At 69.9% G+C, this 20,142-nt stretch carries 11 protein-coding genes, 2 pseudogenes and 1 CRISPR repeat array; all 13 genes and pseudogenes read left to right on the forward strand.

Going from position 1 to position 20,142, the window contains the following annotated elements; all coding sequences use genetic code 11:
* Positions 1–4,901 precede the first annotated feature (4,901 nt).
* Positions 4,902–7,352, forward strand: a complete 2,451-nt coding sequence (gene cas3 / locus ACP7TJ_RS33305; RefSeq protein ID WP_427767879.1) for a CRISPR-associated helicase Cas3' — start codon at positions 4,902–4,904, stop codon at positions 7,350–7,352.
* A complete protein-coding gene (locus ACP7TJ_RS33310) occupies positions 7,336–7,767 on the forward strand; it encodes a hypothetical protein (protein ID WP_387624777.1) in 432 nt (143 codons plus the stop codon). Before cas3 ends, ACP7TJ_RS33310 begins: the two co-directional genes overlap by 17 nt.
* Positions 7,768–7,854: 87 nt before the next feature.
* Entirely contained in the window at positions 7,855–9,516 is a 1,662-nt protein-coding gene (gene casA, locus ACP7TJ_RS33315; protein WP_427767864.1) for a type I-E CRISPR-associated protein Cse1/CasA, read from the forward strand.
* Positions 9,513–10,151, forward strand: a complete 639-nt coding sequence (gene casB / locus ACP7TJ_RS33320; RefSeq protein ID WP_387624771.1) for a type I-E CRISPR-associated protein Cse2/CasB — start codon at positions 9,513–9,515, stop codon at positions 10,149–10,151. The genes casA and casB overlap by 4 nt, the downstream gene beginning before the upstream one ends.
* Positions 10,152–10,165: 14 nt before the next feature.
* Positions 10,166–11,317 (forward strand): type I-E CRISPR-associated protein Cas7/Cse4/CasC, encoded by a 1,152-nt coding sequence (gene cas7e / locus ACP7TJ_RS33325; RefSeq protein ID WP_387624768.1) that lies wholly within the window; start codon positions 10,166–10,168, stop codon positions 11,315–11,317.
* 5 nt (positions 11,318–11,322) lie between these two features.
* Positions 11,323–12,057 carry a type I-E CRISPR-associated protein Cas5/CasD gene (cas5e, locus tag ACP7TJ_RS33330; protein ID WP_427767867.1) on the forward strand — a complete coding sequence of 245 codons (735 nt, stop codon included), beginning with the start codon at positions 11,323–11,325 and terminating at the stop codon, positions 12,055–12,057.
* Positions 12,058–12,101: 44 nt separating this feature from the next.
* Complete coding sequence (gene cas6e, locus ACP7TJ_RS33335; RefSeq protein WP_387624762.1) at positions 12,102–12,746, forward strand: type I-E CRISPR-associated protein Cas6/Cse3/CasE; 645 nt, start codon at positions 12,102–12,104, stop codon at positions 12,744–12,746.
* Positions 12,747–12,803: 57 nt separating this feature from the next.
* Positions 12,804–13,736, forward strand: a pseudogene (gene cas1e, locus ACP7TJ_RS33340) (type I-E CRISPR-associated endonuclease Cas1e).
* Positions 13,736–14,053 (forward strand): type I-E CRISPR-associated endoribonuclease Cas2e, encoded by a 318-nt coding sequence (gene cas2e / locus ACP7TJ_RS33345; RefSeq protein ID WP_427767869.1) that lies wholly within the window; start codon positions 13,736–13,738, stop codon positions 14,051–14,053. Before cas1e ends, cas2e begins: the two are co-directional and overlap by 1 nt.
* A gap of 17 nt (positions 14,054–14,070) precedes the next feature.
* A CRISPR array of direct repeats spans positions 14,071–15,625; the repeat unit is 29 nt; unit sequence GTCCTCCCCGCCGACGCGGGGGTGTTCCG.
* 127 nt (positions 15,626–15,752) lie between these two features.
* Positions 15,753–16,913: pseudogene (gene tap / locus ACP7TJ_RS33350) on the forward strand (telomere-associated protein Tap); the annotation flags it as partial.
* 12 nt (positions 16,914–16,925) lie between these two features.
* Positions 16,926–17,483 (forward strand): telomere-protecting terminal protein Tpg, encoded by a 558-nt coding sequence (tpg, locus tag ACP7TJ_RS33355; RefSeq protein WP_093763815.1) that lies wholly within the window; start codon positions 16,926–16,928, stop codon positions 17,481–17,483.
* A 233-nt stretch (positions 17,484–17,716) separates the two neighbouring features.
* On the forward strand, positions 17,717–18,469 hold the full coding sequence (locus tag ACP7TJ_RS33360) for a DUF6461 domain-containing protein (RefSeq protein WP_427767596.1): 753 nt from the start codon (positions 17,717–17,719) through the stop codon (positions 18,467–18,469).
* A 168-nt stretch (positions 18,470–18,637) separates the two neighbouring features.
* Entirely contained in the window at positions 18,638–19,942 is a 1,305-nt protein-coding gene (locus tag ACP7TJ_RS33365) for a hypothetical protein (RefSeq protein WP_401409196.1), read from the forward strand.
* The last annotated feature ends 200 nt before the right edge of the window (positions 19,943–20,142 follow it).

Raw genomic sequence — 20,142 nt, forward strand, 5'->3', positions numbered from 1 at the left:
CTGGAGCGGAACATCCCCGCGTCGGCGGGGAGGACCGGCCGTAGCCGACGAGGTAGATCGTGCCGTCCGGAACACCCCCGCATCGACGGGGAGGACGTCGTCACCGCGCAGGCATGGATCGAGCTGCGCGGAACACCCCCGCGTTCGGCGGGGAGGACTGTCTCGAGGCGGGCATCCTGACGCAGCGGCACGGAACACCCCCGCGTCGGCGGGGAGGACTTCCTGCGTCCGGCCATCGAGATGACCCCCATCGGAACACCCCCGCGTCGGCGGGGAGGACGACGACGTCCTCGAACTCGTCCGGTCGCACGGCGGAACACCCCCGCGTCGGCGGGGAGGACTGCGCCACGTACTTGTCGGTGCCCTTCGCCATCGGAACACCCCCGCGTCGGCGGGGAGGACGGGATCCTTGCCTCCTGGGCAGTGAACGCCCGCGGAGCACCCCCGCGTCGGCGGGGAGGACGACGACCGGCTGGTCATCGACTGGCCCTAGGACGGAACACCCCCGCGTCGGCGGGAAAGACTGCGCGGCCTCGTGCAGCAGGTACCCGAAGACCGGAACATCCCCGCGTCGCCAGGGAGGACGAAGCCGGGCCGGAGAAGAAGCTGGCCGCGCACGGAACACCCCCGCGTTGGCGGGGAGGACCGCCCCACGCGTTACCGGGCCTGCGCGTTTCACGGAACGCCCCCGCGTCGGCGGAGAAGACCCTGCGGATGCGACCGCCACGCTCACCCAGACCGGTACACCCCCGCGTCGGCAGGGAGGACGGCATCGGTGTCACGTCCGGCCTCGTGTGGGGCGGAACACCCCCGCGTCGGCGGGGAGGATGCCGCTGGCGGCGTCAGAACCGCATCACCGATCGGAACACCCCCGCGTCGGCGAGGAGGACCAGCCCGTCCAGCCGATGAGGAACTGCTGCACCGGAACACCCCCGCGTCGGCGGGGAGGACGGCCGGTCAAAACGGGCGGCCCTTCGGCACGTCGGAACACCCCCGCGTCGGCGGGGAGGACATGGTGATGGCGGTCTCCTGCGACAGGACCCGCGGAACACCCCGGCGTTGGCGGGGAGGACGAGCTGAAGTGCCGCGAGCTCGGGCCCGTCGTCGGAACACCCCCACGTCGGCCGGGAGGACAGCGAGACCACGTCGAAGCACGCGCTGAAACGCGGAACATCCCCGCGTCGCGTCGGCGGGGAGGACGCCCACAAAGTCGACGACCTCTACGCCGCCATCGGAACACCCCAGCGTCGGCAGGGAGGACCCGGCATGAACCCGCGTACCAGGGAGGCTACGGAACGCCCCCTGCGTCGGCGGGGAGGCGGTGTTGTCGGAGTAGTGCGTGAGTGGCAGTTGGCGGGTGTGGTTTTGGTTGTTGTTGAGTCAAGGTGCGGGGCTCGTTGGTTGTGACTCTATCGGCCGAGTGTGGGTCGGGCCGTGGCCGCGGTGGGCCGAAAGTGTGTGGCTGGGGGTAGTGGGTGGGTTTGGATAGGTGGGTGGCTGGAGCGGACCCCGGGCGGCCGGCGCCGCGGAACACCCCCGCGTCGGCGGGGAGGACAGCGGCACCCAGTACCCGGCGTCGGACAGAGCCGGAACACCCCCGCGTCGGCGGGGAGGACGCGGTGAAACGCAGCTCCGGGTCATCGGTCAGAGGAACACCCCCGCGTCGGCGGGGAGTACCGGAGGATGCCCCCGGTGACGTTGTCGACGACCGGAACACCCCCGCGTCGGCGGGGAGGACTCAGCGTCGTACGGGATGCTGCGCTTCCGCACCGGAACACCCCCGCGTCGGCGGGGAGGACGCGGTGGACACGCTGCACCGGGGCGGGATGGACGGAACACCCCCGCGTCGGCGGGGAGGACAGGTCCAACTCGCCCGCGCGGTCGAGGAACTCCGGAACACCCCCGCGTCGGCGGGGAGGACCCTCCGCACGTTCGTCTACGAGGACAACACGGCGGAACACCCCCGCGTCGGCGGGGAGGACTCCGGATCGGTCGGCGAACAGGTAGGACTCCCCGGAACACCCCCGCGTCGGCGGGGAGGACACCCACCGGGTCAGGCCGGCCTCGCTCGGCGACGGAACACCCCCACGTCGGCGGGGAGGACATGCGCGGGGCTCCCCTCCACTGGAACTCCAGCGGAACACCCCCGCGTCGGCGGGGAGGACACCGGACCCATCGAGCGCGAGCCTCTCCCCGGCGGAACACCCCCGCGTCGGCGGGGAGGACGAGCTGGCGAGCTCGTCGAACACCTGCAGCACCGGAACACCCCCGCGTCGGCGAGGAGGACCGCGCTGCCCACCACGACCTGGTACGCGCTGGCGGAACACCCCCGCGTCGGCGGGGAGGACTCCACGCCGGAGTCGATGGCGCCGGGGGAGGACGGAACACCCCCGCGTCAGCGGGGAGGACGCGCTCTTGCGGCGCGGTTCCATCGGCAGCAGCGGAACACCCCCGCGTCGGCGGGGAGGACAGTCCCTACCTGCGGATGGAACGCATCGGCACCGGAACACCCCCGCGTCGGCGGGGAGGACCTGAGCGATCTTCAGGGCGGCGCCTGCGATCTCGGAACACCCCTGCGTCGGCGGGGAGGACCCGGACGGCGAGAACGCCGGCCAGCCATGGCGTGGAACACCCCCGCGTCGGCGGGGAGGACTCGACGTCGTCCGGGGTGTGCGCACCGAACAGCGGAACACCCCCGCGTCGGCGGGGAGGACTGGTCGCTCATGACGAAGAAGATGCCCGGAGTCGGAGCACCCCCGCGTCGGCGGGGAGGACCTCGACCCCGAGCTGGTCGACGAGCTGAACGGCGGAACACCCCCGCGTCGGCGAGGAGGACCTCTCGCCCTTGTGCACGCCACGCTCGTAGGACGGAACACCCCCGCGTCGGCGGGGAGGACGTGCGGTGCGAGGAATGCCGCCACTACTGGAGCGGAGCACCCCCGCGTCGGCGGGGAGAACCTCTACGGGAAGCTCGGCGAGCACCCGCGCGACGGAACACCCCCGCGTCGGCGGGGAGAGCTGAAGGCTGATCCCCCGTGCCTCGCGGATGGCCGGAACACCCCCGCGGCGGCGGGGAGGACGTGCGTTCGGTGTGGCACTCGAACTCCCGCTCTGGAACACCCCCGCGTCGGCGGGGAGGACTCGCGCTCCAGGCCCTCGAGGGTGTCTTGCCACGGAGCACCCTCGCGTCGGCGGGGAGGACTGCACGGCGGGCGAGTTACCCACGGGCGCCTCCGGAACACCCTCGCGTCGGCGGGGAGGACGGCTGCGCGTCCGACTCCGGCTGCAGCTCCATCGGAGCACCCCCGCGTCGGCGGGGAGAATCAGGGCGCGAGGAACCAGCGCGACCACCGGACCGGAACACCCCCGCGTCGGCGGGGAGGACCACTTCGGGCAGATGGCGCTGAAGGTCGGCACCGGAACACCCCGGCGTCGGCGGGGAAGACCTGGTCAAGGCGGCGTCCAGCGAGACGGACCGCGGAACACCTCCGCGTCGGCGGGGAGGACGCACCCGTGTCATGCCACCGGGCTTCAGCAGCCGGAACACCCCCGCGTCCTCGGGGAGGACTCCACGTCCTGGAAGGAGCGGCCGTAGCTGTTCGGAACACCCCCGCGTCGGCGGGGAGGACGCGGTATTCGGCCAGGGCGGCCTTGACTGCGTCGGATCACCCCCGCGTCGGCGGGGAGGAGGCGGGTACGAGACGGGCGTGCCCTTCGGAACACCCCCGCGTCGGAGGGGAGGACGGCGGCGCCGACCAGATCGGCGGAGACGTCCACGGAACACCCCCGCGTCGGCGGGGAGGACGCGACGAAGGCGAGAGCGAAGCCGCTGCCGTCCGGAACACCCCCGCGTCGGCGGGGAGGACGACGTGGCGCGGACGAACCCGTAGAAGTGGTTCGGAACACCTCCGCGTCGGTGGGGAGGACGCCTTGCCCTCGCGGATGTCGTCTCCGACCGGCGGAACACCCCCACGTCGGCGGGGAGGATAGCGCCGCGTCCCTGCCCGAGTGGGCCACCGCCGGAACACCTCCGCGTCGGCGGGGAGGACCCGTCACACCCTGCCGGGGGAGCGGGTCGAATCGGAACACCCCCGCGTCGGTGGGGAGGACAGCAGCCGGTTCGGGTAGCACAGCACCAGCCGCGGAACAACCCCGCGTCGGCGGGGAGGACCAGCCACACGGCCACGTCCCGGCGCGTGAGCACGGAATACCCCCGCGTCGGTGGGGAGGACACGACGGCGCCGAGGTTGAGGGTGACGGTGGTCGGAACACCCCCGCGTCGGCGGGGAGGACCCGACAATGGCCCCAAGGACGCCGGCCACATCGGAAGACCTCCCCGCGTCGGCGGGGATGATGTCAACTCGAGAACAGGCCCAGCCTGCGCCGGCGGGAACACCCCCGCTTCGGCGGGGAAGACGGATTCCGCGGTTCCTACGCCCTGTCGCTGGACCAAACACCCCACGTCGGCGCGGAGGACGTCTCGTGGAGCAGGGCGACGGCGTCGGCTGTAGAACGCCCCGCGTTGGCGGGGATGACGTCGTCTCGACCACATTCAGCCGCCACACCTTCGGAACACCCCCGCGCCGGCGGGGAGGACGCCCGCAAGGTCGACGACCTCTACGTCGCCATCGGAACATCCCCGCGTCGGCAGGGAGGACCCGGCACGCACCCGCGTACCCGGGGGGGCTACGGAACGCCCCTGCGTCAGCGGGGAGGCGGTGTGGTCGGAGTAATGCGTGAGTGGCAGTTGGCGGGTGTGGTTTTGGTGTGTTGTTTAGTCAAGGTGCGGGGCTCGCTGGTTGTGACTCTATCGGCCGGGTGTGGGTCGGGGGCCGTGGCCGCGGTGGGCCGAAAGTGTGTGGCTGGGGGGGTGGGTGGGTTTGGATGGGTGGGTGGCTGGTGTGGAGCGTGATGGGGTTGATGTTCGGGGTGGGTGGGGGAAGGCAGGTGGGGGCCGGGTTCCGCATCCCTTGATCTGTCATGCGCTAGATACGGCGGTGGTGGCTGAGGGGTTGGTGGATGTGCTGGTAGGGCCGCATTGCCGTGTCGAGCTGGATCGGGCGTTCGGTCCGTTGGGTAATGCGGTGGGCTGGGTGTCGGTTTTGTGCGGTGTGCATGATCTGGGGAAGTTGTCGCCGACGTTCCAGGGGCTGCGGGAGGACATTGCCGCGCCGGCCATGGGGCCGGTGGCGGCGGGGCATATCCGGCGGTTGACGCGGTGGAGGGGGTCTGGGGCGCGTACGGACTGTCATCACGGTCTGCTCACGGCGGTCCATATGACACGGATCCTCAAGGCCTGGGGGGCGGTGCCGGCGACGGCGCGCACGATCGCCTGGGCCTTGGGCGGGCATCACGGGGTGATCCCGTCGGCGGCGTCGGTGCGCCAGGCGCGGGAGGCGGTGGGGGACAACGGGGGGCCGTGGTGGGCGGCCCTTTGCGATGACCTGGTGCGCCAGGTCGTCGCCTTATGGGGGCTGCCGGAGCCGGAGGGACTGGCGTGGCGCGAGGTCCGTCTGAGTCCTGAGGCGGTGGTGGCGCTCGCGGGGCTGACGTCGGTTAGTGACTGGATCGCCTCGGCGCGGCCGGAGAAGGACTACGTTGGCACGGGCGTCGATCTGGCCGCGTATCTGCGACAGGCGCGGCGGGACGAGGCGCGGAAGATCGAGCGGTTGGCGTGGCGGGCGTGGCGGCCGCCACGGGAGACGGGGTTTCGGGCTTTGTTCCCGCTCGAGGTGCGGCCGCATCCGGTGCAGGAGGCGGTTGAGGCGGTGGTCGGCCGGATGCGGGGCCCGGGGATCGTGGTGGTGGCCGCTCCGACGGGTGAGGGGAAGACGAAAGCCGCGCTGCAGGCGACAGCCACCTTGGTGTGCCGGTTCGGTCTGCGGGGCTTTTATGTGGCGATGCCGTCACGGGTGACCAGCAATCAGGTGTTTGATTCCGTTGGCCAGTTGCTGGCGGGGTTAGGGGAGGTGGCGCCGCCGGTGCGGCTGTTGCATTCCGCGGCGGGTGACTACCTGAAGGACCGCAGAGTGCCGGTGGATGCGGCCGATGGGCTGCGTCCGGTCGGGGTTGATGTCGATGGCCCCGACGATGGTGACGGCGAGGCTGCCGAGTGGTTCGCCCACAAGCGGGGCCTGCTGGCGCCGCTGGGGGTGGGCACGGTGGACCAGGCGCTGATGGCCGCACTGCGCTCCAGCCATGTGTTCGTGCGCCTTGCCGGGCTGTCGGGGAAGGTCGTGGTGTTCGATGAGGTCCATGGCTACGACGTGCACATGTCCACGCTGATGGACCGGCTGTTGTGGTGGCTGGGCAGGCTGAGGGTACCGGTCGTCCTGTTATCCGCGACGCTTCCCGCCCGTCGCCAGCACGCGCTGGTGGAGAGCTGGCGGGCGGGCGCGGCGGGCCGGAGGCCGCTCGATGCCGAAGCGCCGGCGGTGCAGGCGGGGGCGTATCCGCGGGTGGCGTGGGCGGATACCGAGAGCGATGCGGTGGAAACGGTGGGGGTGGAGGCGTCGTCGCTGAACAGCGATCGCCCCGTGGAGCTGGTGCGGGTCGGTTTCGAGTCGCGAGTGGACTGGGCTTTTCAGCAGGCTTCGGCTGGGCGGTGCGTGGCCGTCGTGCACAACCTGGTCCGGCACGCCGTTGAAGCGCACGAGCAGATCCTCCAGCGCGTGGAGCAACTGCCGCTCGAGGAGCGTCCCGAGGTCTTCCTGCTGCACGCAAAGCTTCTGCAGGCAGAGCGCGCCCGTGTCGAGGCGGAGATTCGCGCGAAGTTCGGCCGCCCGGATGACCGGGAGGAGAGCTTGAGGCCGCGGCGGGCAATCGTGGTGGGCACCCAGTTGCTTGAGGAGGGCCTGGACGCGGATTTCGATGTGATGATCAGCTCTGTGGCGCCCATCGACAGCCTGATCCAGCGGATGGGCCGTATCCAGCGGCACGATCGCGGCGGGAACCGGCCGCCCTTGCTGCTGGCCCTGACCGGGGTCGAGGAGGAACCCGGGAAGATCGTGTTCCCGCGGTACACGACGAACGTTTACGCCGAGGCGATTCTGCTGCGGACCTGGGCCCTGCTGCGGGGGCGTGAGCGGGTGCGCTGTCCGGACGAGGTGCAGCATCTGGTCGACCTTGTCTATGGCCCCGATGGGCTGCTCTCCTGTCCTGAGGGCTGGGAGAAGCAGTGGGCGAGGGCGGCTGAGCAGCTGAGGCGGAGTATCGCCCGTAAGGAGCAGGGCGCTGAGACTGTTCGGTTGCCGCAGCCGCGGGACGACGTCCAGCTGTGGGAGCTGACTGCGAAGGCGACCAGCGCGTCCCGTACCCGGCAGGAGAGCTACCGCCGTGATGATGCACGCTGACTGGGGACTGGGCGACGGTGCCGCCGCGGCTGCCGTATCCGGCATGGAGGAGGAGATGGGCCCGTCGGTGCATCTCGTCCTGGTTTGGCGGCTGCCCGGTTCCTCCCTGGTGGTGCCGCTCGCGGGCCAGGCGGTGCTGAATCTGCAGGCTGAACAGAACACGGTGGACGACAAGACGGTGCGCATTCTGCTCGACTCGTCTCTGGTCGTGGAGGCAGGCGAGGACATCGGTCCTGGCGTGGTCGATGCCCTGCGACGTATGGCCGTGCCGCCGCTGTTTCATGCCAGTGCCTGGCTGCGGCGGTGCCGCGCGCTCGTCCTGGAGGGCGGCTGTGCGGTGCTCGGCGGCGTGCGTATCGGATACCGCACCGGCTGCGGCTTGTGGGTGGATCACGTCGATGTGACCGGCGAGTGATCCTTTTTTGCAGAATCCTGCCCTGGCTGTCAGTGGTGTTTGTCAGACTCGCCTCCTGCACGACACGTGGGGGAGGGTTGACGCTCTGTGGGGTTCAATCTGTTAACCGAGCCGTGGCTGCCGGTGGTACACCTGGACGGGAGCAGGGAGGAAGTGGGGCTGGCGCAGGCCCTGAGCCAAGCGGCCCGCTACCGCAGGCTGGTGGGAACCACGCCCACCATGACCGCGGCCTTGCATCGGCTGCTGCTGGCGCTGGCGCACCGGGTGTACCAGCCGCTGGACGGCACACGCTGGGCCGAGTTGTGGCAGGCGAAGGCGGGCGGGGGACTGCCCCAGGAAAACCTGGCCACCTACCAGGACGAGTTTTTACCCTGCTTCGAACTGTTCGATCCGGACAGGCCGTTCTTCCAGTGCCCGGCCCTGGACAACGATCCCGGCAGCACAGCCAAACTGGTGGCGTACCGGGCCACCGGCAGCAATCGGACCCTGTTCGACCACACCACCGCCGACCAGCGCCCGCTGCTGCAGCCGGCGGAGGCGGCCCGTTGGCTCGTCACCACGCAGGCCTATGACACCTCCGGCACCAAACAGCCCTATCGCACCGAGCGCAGCGCGGAAGGCGGCTTGGGTAACCGCTTCGGCTGCGTCCTGGTCGAAGGCGCCAACCTGCACGAGACCCTGCTGCTGAACATGCAGCTCTACCAGCCCGAAGCGGAACTTCCCCCACGCACCACGGCACGGGATCGCCCGGTATGGGAGGCATCGCAGCCGCCGGACCCCGAGCCCGATGCCCGTGTCCCTCTGGGGTGGACTGACCTGCTCACCTGGCCGTCCCGGCGCATCTTGCTGTTCACCACCGTCGCCTCCGGCGCCACCCTGGTCGACGGCGTGGTGCTCACCCCGGGCACCCGCATGGAAGGCGACCTCATCGACTGTGAGGCCATGGCCGCCTACCGGCGCCCGTGGCTCAAGGGCAACAAACAGGGCGACTTCCGGGCGGTCACCCTGGACGAACTGCGCGGCGTGTGGAGGCACAGCCAGGAACTGCTGCTGTCCTCTGACCCACGCTGGTGGAACAGCTGGCGCGGCCGCCTGCGCGCCAAGGGCCCGCTGCCCGCCCAAGAACCACAGCGGCAACGGCCCGCCGCCCTAGACCACATCGCCGATCTCGTCGAGGACGGTCACATCGCCGAGGACACCGTCTACACCCTGCGGATCTTCGGACAGCAGCTCGGCGACCAGGGCGGCGACACCTACGCCTGGTACGAGGAAGCCGTTCCCGCACCGGTAGCGCTCCTACGGGCCGAAAGCGCCCGCGTGGGCTACATCATCGGCTACGCGGTTTCCCTAGCCAATGACCTCGGTGAGCAGCTCAAGCTGATGGAACGCCACTACAGCGCCGACTTCCACCGCGAACTCACCAAGGACCAGGACAAGAAACCGACCGACCTGGAGATCCACTACTGGCCCCGGCTGGCTACCCCCTTCGCCGCCTTCCTACGCGAACTGGGCGAAGCCGTACGCCTCGGCACGTCCGAGACCGCGCCGGCCGAACGGTGGGGGCAGGCAGTCTCCGACCTCGCCGACAAAACCGCCTGGCAGTGGCTTCAAGGAGCCCCACGCCGCGACCGCTCGCTGCTCACCGCGAGCGCTCACTTCGACGACTTCCAACTCGCACGGCACCAGCTCCAGTGCACCTTCCGCGGCGGCCTCGCCCGATACAGCGCACCCCCAGAGGAGGATGCATGACGACCATCCGCAACGCCACCGCCCCACCATCGAACGACATCCGGCAGCGCCGCGGTGACTTCGTCACCCACCTCTACCGCCTGAACCGCTCGATCTCCTCAGACAACCGGCACGCGGCCGCCGAAGCACGCCGCACGCTCGCCCGCCTGCGCCGCTGTTTCGCCGGCCCCCGCCAGGAAGCCGATGCCTACCAAACCGTGTTCGACTTCGACCCGCCCGAGGCCGAACAGCACATCTGGCTGCTCGTCGCCGGTCTCTTCGCCCTGCACCCCCAACCACGACCCGAAGACGCACACGGCCGAGCATCCATCGGAACCGCGATGGGCCGACTCGCCCAGGACCGCGGTGACTCCGTGCACCGCCGCTTCACCCAGCTCGTCTCCGTCGAAACCGCATCCCTGCCGCACTACCTGCGGCAATGCGTACAACTCCTGGCCACCGCAGGCATTCCCCTCGACTACTACCGCCTCCTCGACGAATTGATCGACCTCCTCATCGACGACCCCTACGGACGCAACGCCGACCGCCGCCAACGCATCCGCCTGACCTGGGCCCGTGACTACCACCGAGCTGGCCGCCCTCAGCACCCTGCCAACTCCGAACCCGAACCGGCCACCCCCGACACCACCGCCTGACCCGGAGACCCACCATGCTTATCGAACTCCACCTGCTGCAGTCCTTCCCCGTCAGCAACCTCAACCGGGACGACCTCGGGCAGCCCAAGACCGCACGCTTCGGTGGCCACACCCGCGCGCGCATTTCCAGCCAGTCTCTCAAGCGCGCCGCACGCACCCTGCTCGCCCAGCACGGCCTCGACCCCTCCGAGCTGGGGGTGCGAACCAAGCGCCTGCGTGACGCCGCGGCCTCCCTCCTCGCGGAGCGAGGCCGCGACAACCAAGAGGCCGTGGAGGTCTGCCAGGCCGGCCTGGAGGAAATCGGATTCGCCGCACACAAGGCCACCGGACTGACCAAGTACCTCCTCCACGTCGGCAAGCCCGCCCAAACCCTGCTCGCCGACTACTGCGAAGAACGGTGGGACACCCTCGCCAAGACCGTGGCCGAGGCCAAAAAGCGCAAGGAAAAGCAGGACAAGACCTCCCGCAAGACGACCACGAAAAAGCCGACCAAGCAGGCGCAGGAACAGGCCAAACGCATCCTGGACGGCACCCGGGCCGCGGACATCGCCCTGTTCGGCCGCATGATCGCCGACAACACGGACTTCAACGTCAACGCAGCCTCCCAGGTTGCCCACGCCCTCTCCACCCACGCCGTCATCAACGAGTTCGACTACTACACCGCCCTCGACGACCTCCGCCCCGACGCCGAACCCGCCGCAGACATGATCGGCACCGTCGACTTCAACACCGCCTGCTTCTACCGATACGCCAACCTCGACCTCGACCAGCTCGCCACGAACCTCCCCGACGACCCCGACCTCGTAGCCCGCAGCGCCCGAGCCTGGCTGTACTCCTTCATCCACGCCGTGCCCGGCGGCAAGCAGAACTCCATGTCCGCCCGCACCATGCCGCAAACGCTCCTCGGAGTCGTTCGCGAAACCGGCGCATGGAACCTGGCCAACGCCTTCCTCAGCCCCGTCACCGACGTGCCCGACCTGATGGCCGCCTCCACCCAGCGCCTCGTCGACCACTTCCAGCAACTCCGCAGCTTCTACGGCAGCACCCAGCTGCGCCACACCACCATCGCCACCATCGGCTCCGACCCCGCCGGTATGCCCCAAAACGAGACCGCCCCCACCCTCGACGACTTCGTCTCCCGGCTGCTGACCGCCACCAAGGGCTGACGTTCATGGCCACTTTGCTGATGTGCTTCGACGCACCCATGCAGTCCTGGGGCACCAGGTCACAGTTCACCAGCCGCGACACGGCAACCGAACCCACCAAGTCGGGCGTCGTCGGGCTCCTCGCCGCAGCCCTCGGCATCCCACGAGACGCCGACGAAAAAATTCAGAATCTGGCAGAGCTGCGCATGGGCGTACGCGTCGACCGAGAAGGCGTCGTCGAAGCCGACTTCCACACTGTCCAGAACGTCCCCAACACCGAGGGTAAGAACCACCGCACCGCAGTGACCAAAAGATTCTATTTGGCCGACGCCCTCTTCCTCGTCGGCGTGGAATCAGACAGCACACAGCTGCTGCACCAACTGCACACCGCTCTGACCGCACCACGATGGCCGCTCTACTTCGGCCGGAAGGCTTTCGTGCCGGCACGGCCCATCCCCAGTCCCGGCCTCGCGAGTGAACACCACCCGGTCACCGGACAATCTCTCGACGACGCACTGCGCACCCACCTCTGGCTCGAGAACCAGCCCCACATCCATGCCAACCGACGCACCACAGCCCACGCCCCCTCCCCGGCATGGCTACGCACCATCGTCGACGCCGACCCCCTGGCACTGGACGTCGAACTACGCCACGATCACCCGCTCTCCTTCACCCAACAGGACCGCTCCTACGCACCCCGGGCAGTACAGATCAGCTATGTCCCCCTGACACCCGACATGATCCACAACGGCACCGTCTGAGCACACCGCACAGCCCGCCGAAAAACAGGACACCGGAACCCACCATGACCACCATCTGGCTGACCCGCATCATCCCCAATCCCCGCAACCGTCAAGCAAGCCGAGACTTCCGCAACTCCGTAGAACTCCACTACCGAGTGATGAAGCTCTTCCCGGACAACCTCGGCGACCAAGCACGCAAACAACTCGGCATCCTCTTCCGAGCAGAAGAAACCCCCCAAGGGCCCTACCTACTCCTGCAAAGCCGCACCCAACCTGACCTGAACCTGCTCCCACCCGACTACGGCAAAGCAGACACCAGACCACTCAACCCCCTGCTCGACGCACTCCGCCCCGGACTGCCAGTCCGCTACCGCATCGACGCCAACGCCGTACGCAAGCCCAGAAAAACGACCCAAGAGCTCCACGGCCTCAAACCCGTTGTCGCGCTCACCGGCCCAGCCGCAGTGGAATGGTGGCGACGCCAAGCCGAACAATCAGGCCTGAAGGTCGACACAGTCCACGCCACGCAACTAATCGCAGCAAGTGGCCTAAAAGCTCAAAACAAACAGCGCATCCACAACGCCCGGACCCGATTCGAGGGCACCGCCCTCATCAGGGACCCCGCTCTCCTGCGCCGCCGAGTCGAAGAAGGCATCGGCAGAGGCAAGGCCTACGGCTGCGGCCTGCTCAGCCTCGCCCCCGCGTGAGCGCGTCACAGGCGGGGTGGTGGGGCGCGTAGGCGTCTGGCCGCCCCCACCCTGGCCATGCTCCCGCGCGTCGCGGACTCCCTGTCCTTCCTCTACCTGGACATGGTCCGCGTGGTACAGGACGACACCGGAGTGTGCGCGCAGATCCAGGTCGATGACCATCGCACCGACCTCGTCTACCTCCCCACCGCAGCCCTGTCCTGCCTCCTGCTGGGCTCGGGCGTCTCCTCACCACCCCTGCCCTGACCACCCTCGCCCGCTACAACACCAGCGTCATCTGCATCGGAGCCGGCGGCGTCCGCGCCTACGCCGGCATCCTCCCGGACTCCCTCACCACCCACTGGCTCGAACAGCAGGTCGCCACATGGGCCGACCCAGAACACCGCCTCAAGGTCGCCGTCCGCATGTACCAGATGCGCTTCAAGGACGCCGACCTGCCCGAATCCGTCACCCTGGACCAGCTCCGCGGCGTGTATGGCCAGCGCATGAAGGCCTTCTGCAAGATCCTCGCGCAGCAACACGGCATCGGACGCTTCCGCCGCAACTACCGCCCCGACCAATGGGACTCCCAGGACCCCGTCAACCTTGCCCTGTCCGCCGCCAATACCTGCCTCTACGGCATCGTCCAGGCCGCCCTGCTCGCCCTCGGACTCTCCCCCGCCCTCGGCTACGTCCACCCGGCACCCAACACGCCTTCGTCTACGCATCGCCGACCTCTACAAAGCCGACACCACCCTCCCCCTAGCCTTCGCCCTTCACAGCTCAGACAACCCCTAACAACAAGCACGCCGCCGCTTCCGCGAAGACCTCCGACTCCTGCCCCGCATCGTCCAAGACGTCCAGTCCCTGCTCACCCCGTCCCACACCACCACAACCGACGACACCGACGAGGAACACTCCGAACGGCGCGACGTACGCATGGTCCACCTCTGGGACCCCCAAACCGGAGCCCTCCCCGCAGGCGTCAACTACGCCACAGGAGAAGCCTGATGCCCTCCATGGTCGTCATCGCCACCACCGCCGTCCCCGACCACCTACGCGGCGCACTTAGCAGATGGACCAGCGAAGTAGTACCCGGCATCTTCGTCGGCAGCGTCTCCGCCCGCGTCCGCGACGAACTCTGGAACGCCGTCACCGAAGTCGTAGGAACCGGCGCCGCCCTCCTCCTCCACCCCGCCACCACGGAACAGGGTTACGCCATCCGTACCGCAGGAACCCGCCGCCGGGTCCCGGTCGACTTCGACGGCCTTACCCTGATCCGTATGACCGCCGCACCAAAGGTAAAGGGAATGCAAAGCCCCTTTTGAGGTGCAGGTCAGAGAGTGTCCTCCCCGCCGACGCGGGGGTGTTCCGGTGTATGAGGACATTTGGCGTCGGGCAATCCCGTCCTCCCCGCCGACGCGGGGGTGTTCCGCCGCCGACCCCGGAGGAGCTGACGCGTCAGCTGTCCTCCCCGCCGACGCGGGGGTGTTCCGTTGTCCGTCAGGCCGTGGATGCCGCTGGGCTCGTCCTCCCCGCCGACGCGGGGGTGTTCCGTTCGTCCACGAATTGCATATATGCACCTCTCAGGTCCTCCCCGCCGACGCGGGGGTGTTCCGACCAGGGGGCCGAGGAGCGACACGGCGGCCAGGTCCTCCCCGCCGACGCGGGGGTGTTCCGGTCCTCGTCTACGACGCCTCCGGAACCGCGATGTCCTCCCCGCCGACGCGGGGGTGTTCCGCCGTGGAGTGGATCGCAGAGGGGCGCGCGGACGTCCTCCCCGCCGACGCGGGGGTGTTCCGCGTCCATCGTCCAGCGCACGGTGGACATGAAAGTCCTCCCCGCCGACGCGGGGGTGTTCCACGGATCGAGCGCCTCATCCGGGGATGCCCTGAGTCCTCCCCGCCGACGCGGGGGTGTTCCGCCATCAGGTGCCGGCCTACCGGGGTGGATCTCGTCCTCCCCGCCGACGCGGGGGTGTTCCGCTCGTCCAGCAGGGCAAGCCCGGCCGGTACGAGTCCTCCCCGCCGACGCGGGGGTGTTCCGACGATGCCGAGGATCGCGACCTGCCGGGTGTCGTCCTCCCCGCCGACGCGGGGGTGTTCCGGTCCGGGTGTCGATCGTGCAGGACCGGGTGCCGTCCTCCCCGCCGACGCGGGGGTGTTCCGACGCACCTCACGTCCGGCCAGCAGCTCGCCCTGTCCTCCCCGCCGACGCGGGGGTGTTCCGGCGCTGTTCTGGCCGGGCGCGGCGCACCCGGTGTCCTCCCCGCCGACGCGGGGGTGTTCCGACCGGCGCGACCGGTCAGACCACGTCGGTCACGTCCTCCCCGCCGACGCGGGGGTGTTCCGCACCGGGCACCACACCCGTCCGCGAGGCCGGCGTCCTCCCCGCCGACGCGGGGGTGTTCCACGGATCGAGCGCCTCATCCGGGGATGCCCTGAGTCCTCCCCGCCGACGCGGGGGTGTTCCGCTCGTCCAGCAGGGCAAGCCCGGCCGGTACGAGTCCTCCCCGCCGACGCGGGGGTGTTCCGACGATGCCGAGGATCGCGACCTGCCGGGTGTCGTCCTCCCCGCCGACGCGGGGGTGTTCCGGTCCGGGTGTCGATCGTGCAGGACCGGGTGCCGTCCTCCCCGCCGACGCGGGGGTGTTCCGACGCACCTCACGTCCGGCCAGCAGCTCGCCCTGTCCTCCCCGCCGACGCGGGGGTGTTCCGGCGCTGTTCTGGCCGGGCGCGGCGCACCCGGTGTCCTCCCCGCCGACGCGGGGGTGTTCCGACCGGCGCGACCGGTCAGACCACGTCGGTCACGTCCTCCCCGCCGACGCGGGGGTGTTCCGCACCGGGCACCACACCCGTCCGCGAGGCCGGCGTCCTCCCCGCCGACGCGGGAGTGTTCCGCCCACGGTGCATGCCCCGAACGGTTGACCAGCACCACCAGGCCGACATGGCCGCCCTGGAGCTCCTTCACTCCGGCCTCGAGGTCACCGACCCAGAAGGTGCGGTCGGCGTAGGGCTTCCAGGCCGCAGCGGCCCGGTCGCCGACGGCCGCCGGCATTCCGAGCACAACCCTGGCTCGCTCGGCAGGGACGCCATCGACCCGATGAACTGGCCGCCGTGCGAGGTCCCCGACGGCCACCCGGTCCTGAAGGACCTGCCCCGCTTCCATGTGCGCGGCCCCGGCGAGAAGCTGTTCGAGGAGGCGTACGACTGGGCGCGGCCCATGACCGATGCCGAGTGCACCCTTCGCCACCTGGTCGGCATCGACGTCAACATGGCCTTCGCCGCCGGCGCGAACGGCCTGACCGTCGGCCTCGGTGAGGCGACACACGTCAAGGCCCCCGCGTTCGACCCGAAGCTGCCCGGCTCGTGGCTGGTCGACCTCTCCCACGTCGACCTGTCCCGCGTGAAGGTGGGCAAGGAGTGGGTGGAGCTGGACGGCAGTCTTCTGCCCTCCCCGTTCACGCCGAAGGGCGAGCGCCCGGAAGGTCCGGCCTGGTACGCGACGCCTACCGTCGCGTACGCGGCGGAGCTCGGCTACGAGGTCCGCCCGATCGAGGCGTACGTCCGGTACGACAACGGCCGCTACCTGGACGGCTGGTACCAGCGGCTCCGTGACGCCTACCTCGCCACGATGGCCGACCTGGGCGTGCACGCGGACATGGAACCGGCCGCCTTCCTCGACGCGATGGAGGGTTACCGGGACCGCGACCCTCAGCTGGCGATCGTCGTGTCGGCGATCAAGGCGACGGTCAAGGGCGGGCTGGGCAAGCTGCGTGAGCGGCCGCGCGGTGAGGGGTGGCGGCCGGGCGAGCCGTGGCGGGCGCTGTCCCGGCCGACGTGGCGGCCGGACATCCGGGCGGCGGTCATCTCCCGCACCCGGATCAACCTGCACCGCAAGATCGTCAAGCATGCGGCGTTCACCGGCCAGTACCCGGTGGCGGTCCTGTCCGACTGTGTGGTCTACGCGGCAGGCGGCGCCAGCCCGCTGGACTTCCTGCCCTACTCCGGCGGCAAGCCGCTCCCCGGCGGTTTCAAGCTCGGTGTCAACCCGGGCCTGGTCAAGCACGAGGGCACGCAGAGCGTCCTGTGGGGCGAGGAGGTCCGCGAGCGGTTCGACGCCCCCGACCTCAACCTCGCCCGCTACATCAAGGACGGCACCGTCACCGACATCGACAACGGAGAGTAGGAGTAGGCCACGATGAGCCTGTTCGGGGACGGCCTGGAAGCCGCGGTGCAAAAAGCGTTCACCCGCCCGGCACCCAAGAGCGCACCCGCACAGATGCGCTACCTGGTCAGGAAACTCAAGAGCACCAAAGCGGTCGCCCAGCTGCTGCGGATCTCCCAGCGAACCGTCGAACGCTACGTGAAGAACCAGATCAAAAAGCCCCGCCCGGACCTCGCCGCGCGTCTGGAGCGGGAGGTGAGGAAACGCTGGCAACCCCAGATCCGGGCCCAGGCCCGGCAGAAGGCGGCCACCACCGGCGGCATCGTCATCGACACCCGCGCCCGCATGGGCTACACCGCCCCCATCGGCTCCACGGACGAGTCCCGCATCCGGCACCTGACCGTCGCCCTGCCCCCGCAGCACGCCGCGCGCCTCTTCGAGGCCCAGGAGCAGGGCGCCGGCGACGCCCGCCTCCAGGAGATCACCGCTGACGCACTGCGTGAGGTGTATTTCCAGGACGGCGGCCGCCGCGCCGGCAGCCTGGAGGAGGTCCGCTTCACGGACATCGAGCACCTCGAGTTCGAGCTGTAGCAGCCAACGCACACGATGCCGACTGGAAGTGCGCGAGCGCATGCGACGTGTTCGAGGGGGAGTAGGGGGAGCAGTGGCGGCAGCGAGTGACGGCTGGGCGGGCATGGGCCGGGACTGGACGGATGCCGACGAAATCCGCCGGCGCCTGAACGCCGGGGCCGATCCGGAGAGCTGGAACGGGAGCAGGCCCCTGAAGCCGGCCAACGCACGGGCGCTCGCCGCCGCCGGGGCCGATGGTGGATCTGTCCGAGCTGTTCGGTGAGGGCTGGTGTGTGACGCTCACGCAGCTTGCGCCTGCTCAGGCGCTGGAGCGCATGGGCGTGCGCGATGTGACGGATGTCGATGACGGCATGCAGTTGGCGACCGAGCGGCTGGAGGCCGACGGCATGCAGCCGGAGGTGTTGCTGCTCGGACGCGGGCTTCGGGACGGCTGGTCGCTGATCGTGGAGCTGGAGGGCACCCTGGGCTGGGTGGGGATGGATCGTGCGGTGCTCGAGGCGTTGTCCGCGGGCGGGCGGGTAGCTGCTTCCGCGTTCGAGGACCCCAACCAGCTGATGGGCCACGTGGCGGCTGACGGTCAGGTGGTGTGCGAGCTGGATGCCATCACCGGGCGACTGCCCTGCGCGGCCGCCGACACAGAACAGACGGTCGGCAACTTGCTGTCCCTGGGCTTCTCCCGTGGTGACGAGCCGACCGGTCAGGTGGTTGCGGCGGACGTCGCCGGCCGCGTCGTGCGGGCGCTGCGCGCGGTGACGGGTGTGGAACTGCAGGAAGACCACGTCTCCGGCAGTGGGGAGCTCCTGAGTCCACGGCGGCGTCGAACCTCCCCCGGCGCACTGGGTGTCTTTATCCACGCGGTTCTCAAGTCGCGGACGAAGTCCTGTCCGGGGCTCATGCGGGCCGTGTACCGGCAAGGTTCATCGAACAGCCGTGCCCGCGCAGGCTGGCCTCGTTCACGAGTTCGGGGTTCTGCTCAAGTTCTGTGACCGGTGGATGTCATCTCCGCCCATCGGCGCGCCTCTGCGTCGTCGTGCCGGGCTGGTCGTGGGTGCCTCGGCCATGAGCTGGGTGCTGAGCGGCGCCTGGATCGGCACGGCGCCATGTCAGTGCCGTGCCGTAGGTTGCGAAGTGTCAGCGTTCCCGGCGACGGGGGGATGAGGGTGCGCAGGCCAGTTGAGGGCGAAGTCCACGTGCACTACAGCCAGATCTACGTCGAGAGTGATCCGGACAGCTTCGGTCCGGACCTCCGGGAGTCTTTCGCCGGGCAGAGCGGCGGGCTGTGCGGGGCCGCGACGCCGGGCGCGCTGTGGTTGTCGACCGGGCTGCATACGGGCAGCGTCGGCTTCACCGTCGAGGTGCACGACCAGGCTCCGCCGCTGGATCCGGCGTGGGAGGACGTCGTAGAGGCCTCCTATCGCCCCGTCTCGGCCGGCAGCGCTCTTGTGCAATGGGCGGGGGAGGCCTCCTGGGACCTCGACCTGGAAGAGACGGACTACCGGGTGCGCTACTGCGCTCAGGGCATGGACGAGGCACACCGCCAGGACACCCGGCTGGACGGCGAGCCGCAACGGGACTGCTACCTGTTGCAGTTCTGGCCCGCTCCGCCTGCACCGGACCGCGTCCTGAAACAGACCTCGGCGACTGCCGCGTACTGGCACGACTACGCCCGCCGGCAGCCCGCTCCACCCACACCGGCCGAACGCGCCGAAGCCGAACGTCAGGCCCGCCTCGCGCAGGAACAAGCCGAGGAAGAACGCCGGCTCGCCCACGAACGGTGGCAGTGGGGCGGGCGATCGCCGAGCCGCGCCCTGCGCGAGGTCAGTGGCAACGTGCGCGGCCTGCTCGTCTTCGACCCGGCCCTGGTCCACGCCATCGACGCCGCCACACCCGGGACCCAGCGGACAACAGCGCTGCTGGCCGCACGTCGCGCCTGTGAGGCGGCCGGGCTCACCGACCTCGACTGGATCGCCGCAGGGCTCACCGCTCTGGCCGAGGGCCGTCCGCTGCCGCCGCCCCTCGACGACCCGGCCCAGGCGTGGCGGGCCCTGGAAGCAGATCCACGGGTCCCCGACAGAACCGTCGCCCAGGCCGTCCCGCCCAAGCGGCCCCCCTTCCAGCCACCCGCCCACAACGACGCACACACGCCGATGCCCAAGCCCGCCATGCTCCCGCAGATCACAGGTCCCGCGGCCGCCCTGGTGAAGCCGCCGGACCGTGCCGCACCACCGACACCGCAGCCCGGGAAAGCGACGCCGCACACGATGAGGGTCACGTTCGGCGAGCTGGACCCGCCCCCGCGAATGTCCCAGCCCCACATGGCCCTGCCCGCGCTGCTCGGCGCCGCCGAAGCCGACCCGCTCCAGGCGGCCCTGAACGCGGTGTACGCGGCCGTGACCGCCTACGGCGAGGACTACCAGACCCTCCTGCAAGAGATCCGGTCCGCCTGCCACGAGCAGTGAAGGAACACCGGCCGCGGCCCCGTGCCGCCGGTTCCAGGCCCCTGGGACTGCCTCGCAATGATCGGAGCGCTGAAGCAGCCAGTTCAGCGTTGTGGCTCCTCGGGTCAGCCGCCCACTTCCTCGGCCCTGCACCTGGTGAGTGAGACCACCTATGGATGGCAGACGCGCCGCCACCCCAGGGATGGGCTCTTCAGCAGATC

The organism is Streptomyces sp. DSM 41931, from assembly GCF_050271085.1.
GTDB lineage: Bacteria > Actinomycetota > Actinomycetes > Streptomycetales > Streptomycetaceae > Streptomyces > Streptomyces albogriseolus.

Excerpts from the sequence above, each read along its gene's own strand:
- tpg (WP_093763815.1), top strand. The coding sequence starts at position 16,926 with ATGAGCCTGTTCGGGGACGGCCTGGAAGCCGCGGTGCAAAAAGCGTTC.
- ACP7TJ_RS33365 (WP_401409196.1), top strand. The coding sequence starts at position 18,638 with ATGAGGGTGCGCAGGCCAGTTGAGGGCGAAGTCCACGTGCACTACAGC.
- cas5e (WP_427767867.1), top strand. The coding sequence starts at position 11,323 with ATGGCCACTTTGCTGATGTGCTTCGACGCACCCATGCAGTCCTGGGGC.
- casB (WP_387624771.1), top strand. The coding sequence starts at position 9,513 with ATGACGACCATCCGCAACGCCACCGCCCCACCATCGAACGACATCCGG.
- cas7e (WP_387624768.1), top strand. The coding sequence starts at position 10,166 with ATGCTTATCGAACTCCACCTGCTGCAGTCCTTCCCCGTCAGCAACCTC.
- ACP7TJ_RS33360 (WP_427767596.1), top strand. The coding sequence starts at position 17,717 with ATGGTGGATCTGTCCGAGCTGTTCGGTGAGGGCTGGTGTGTGACGCTC.
- cas2e (WP_427767869.1), top strand. The coding sequence starts at position 13,736 with ATGCCCTCCATGGTCGTCATCGCCACCACCGCCGTCCCCGACCACCTA.
- cas6e (WP_387624762.1), top strand. The coding sequence starts at position 12,102 with ATGACCACCATCTGGCTGACCCGCATCATCCCCAATCCCCGCAACCGT.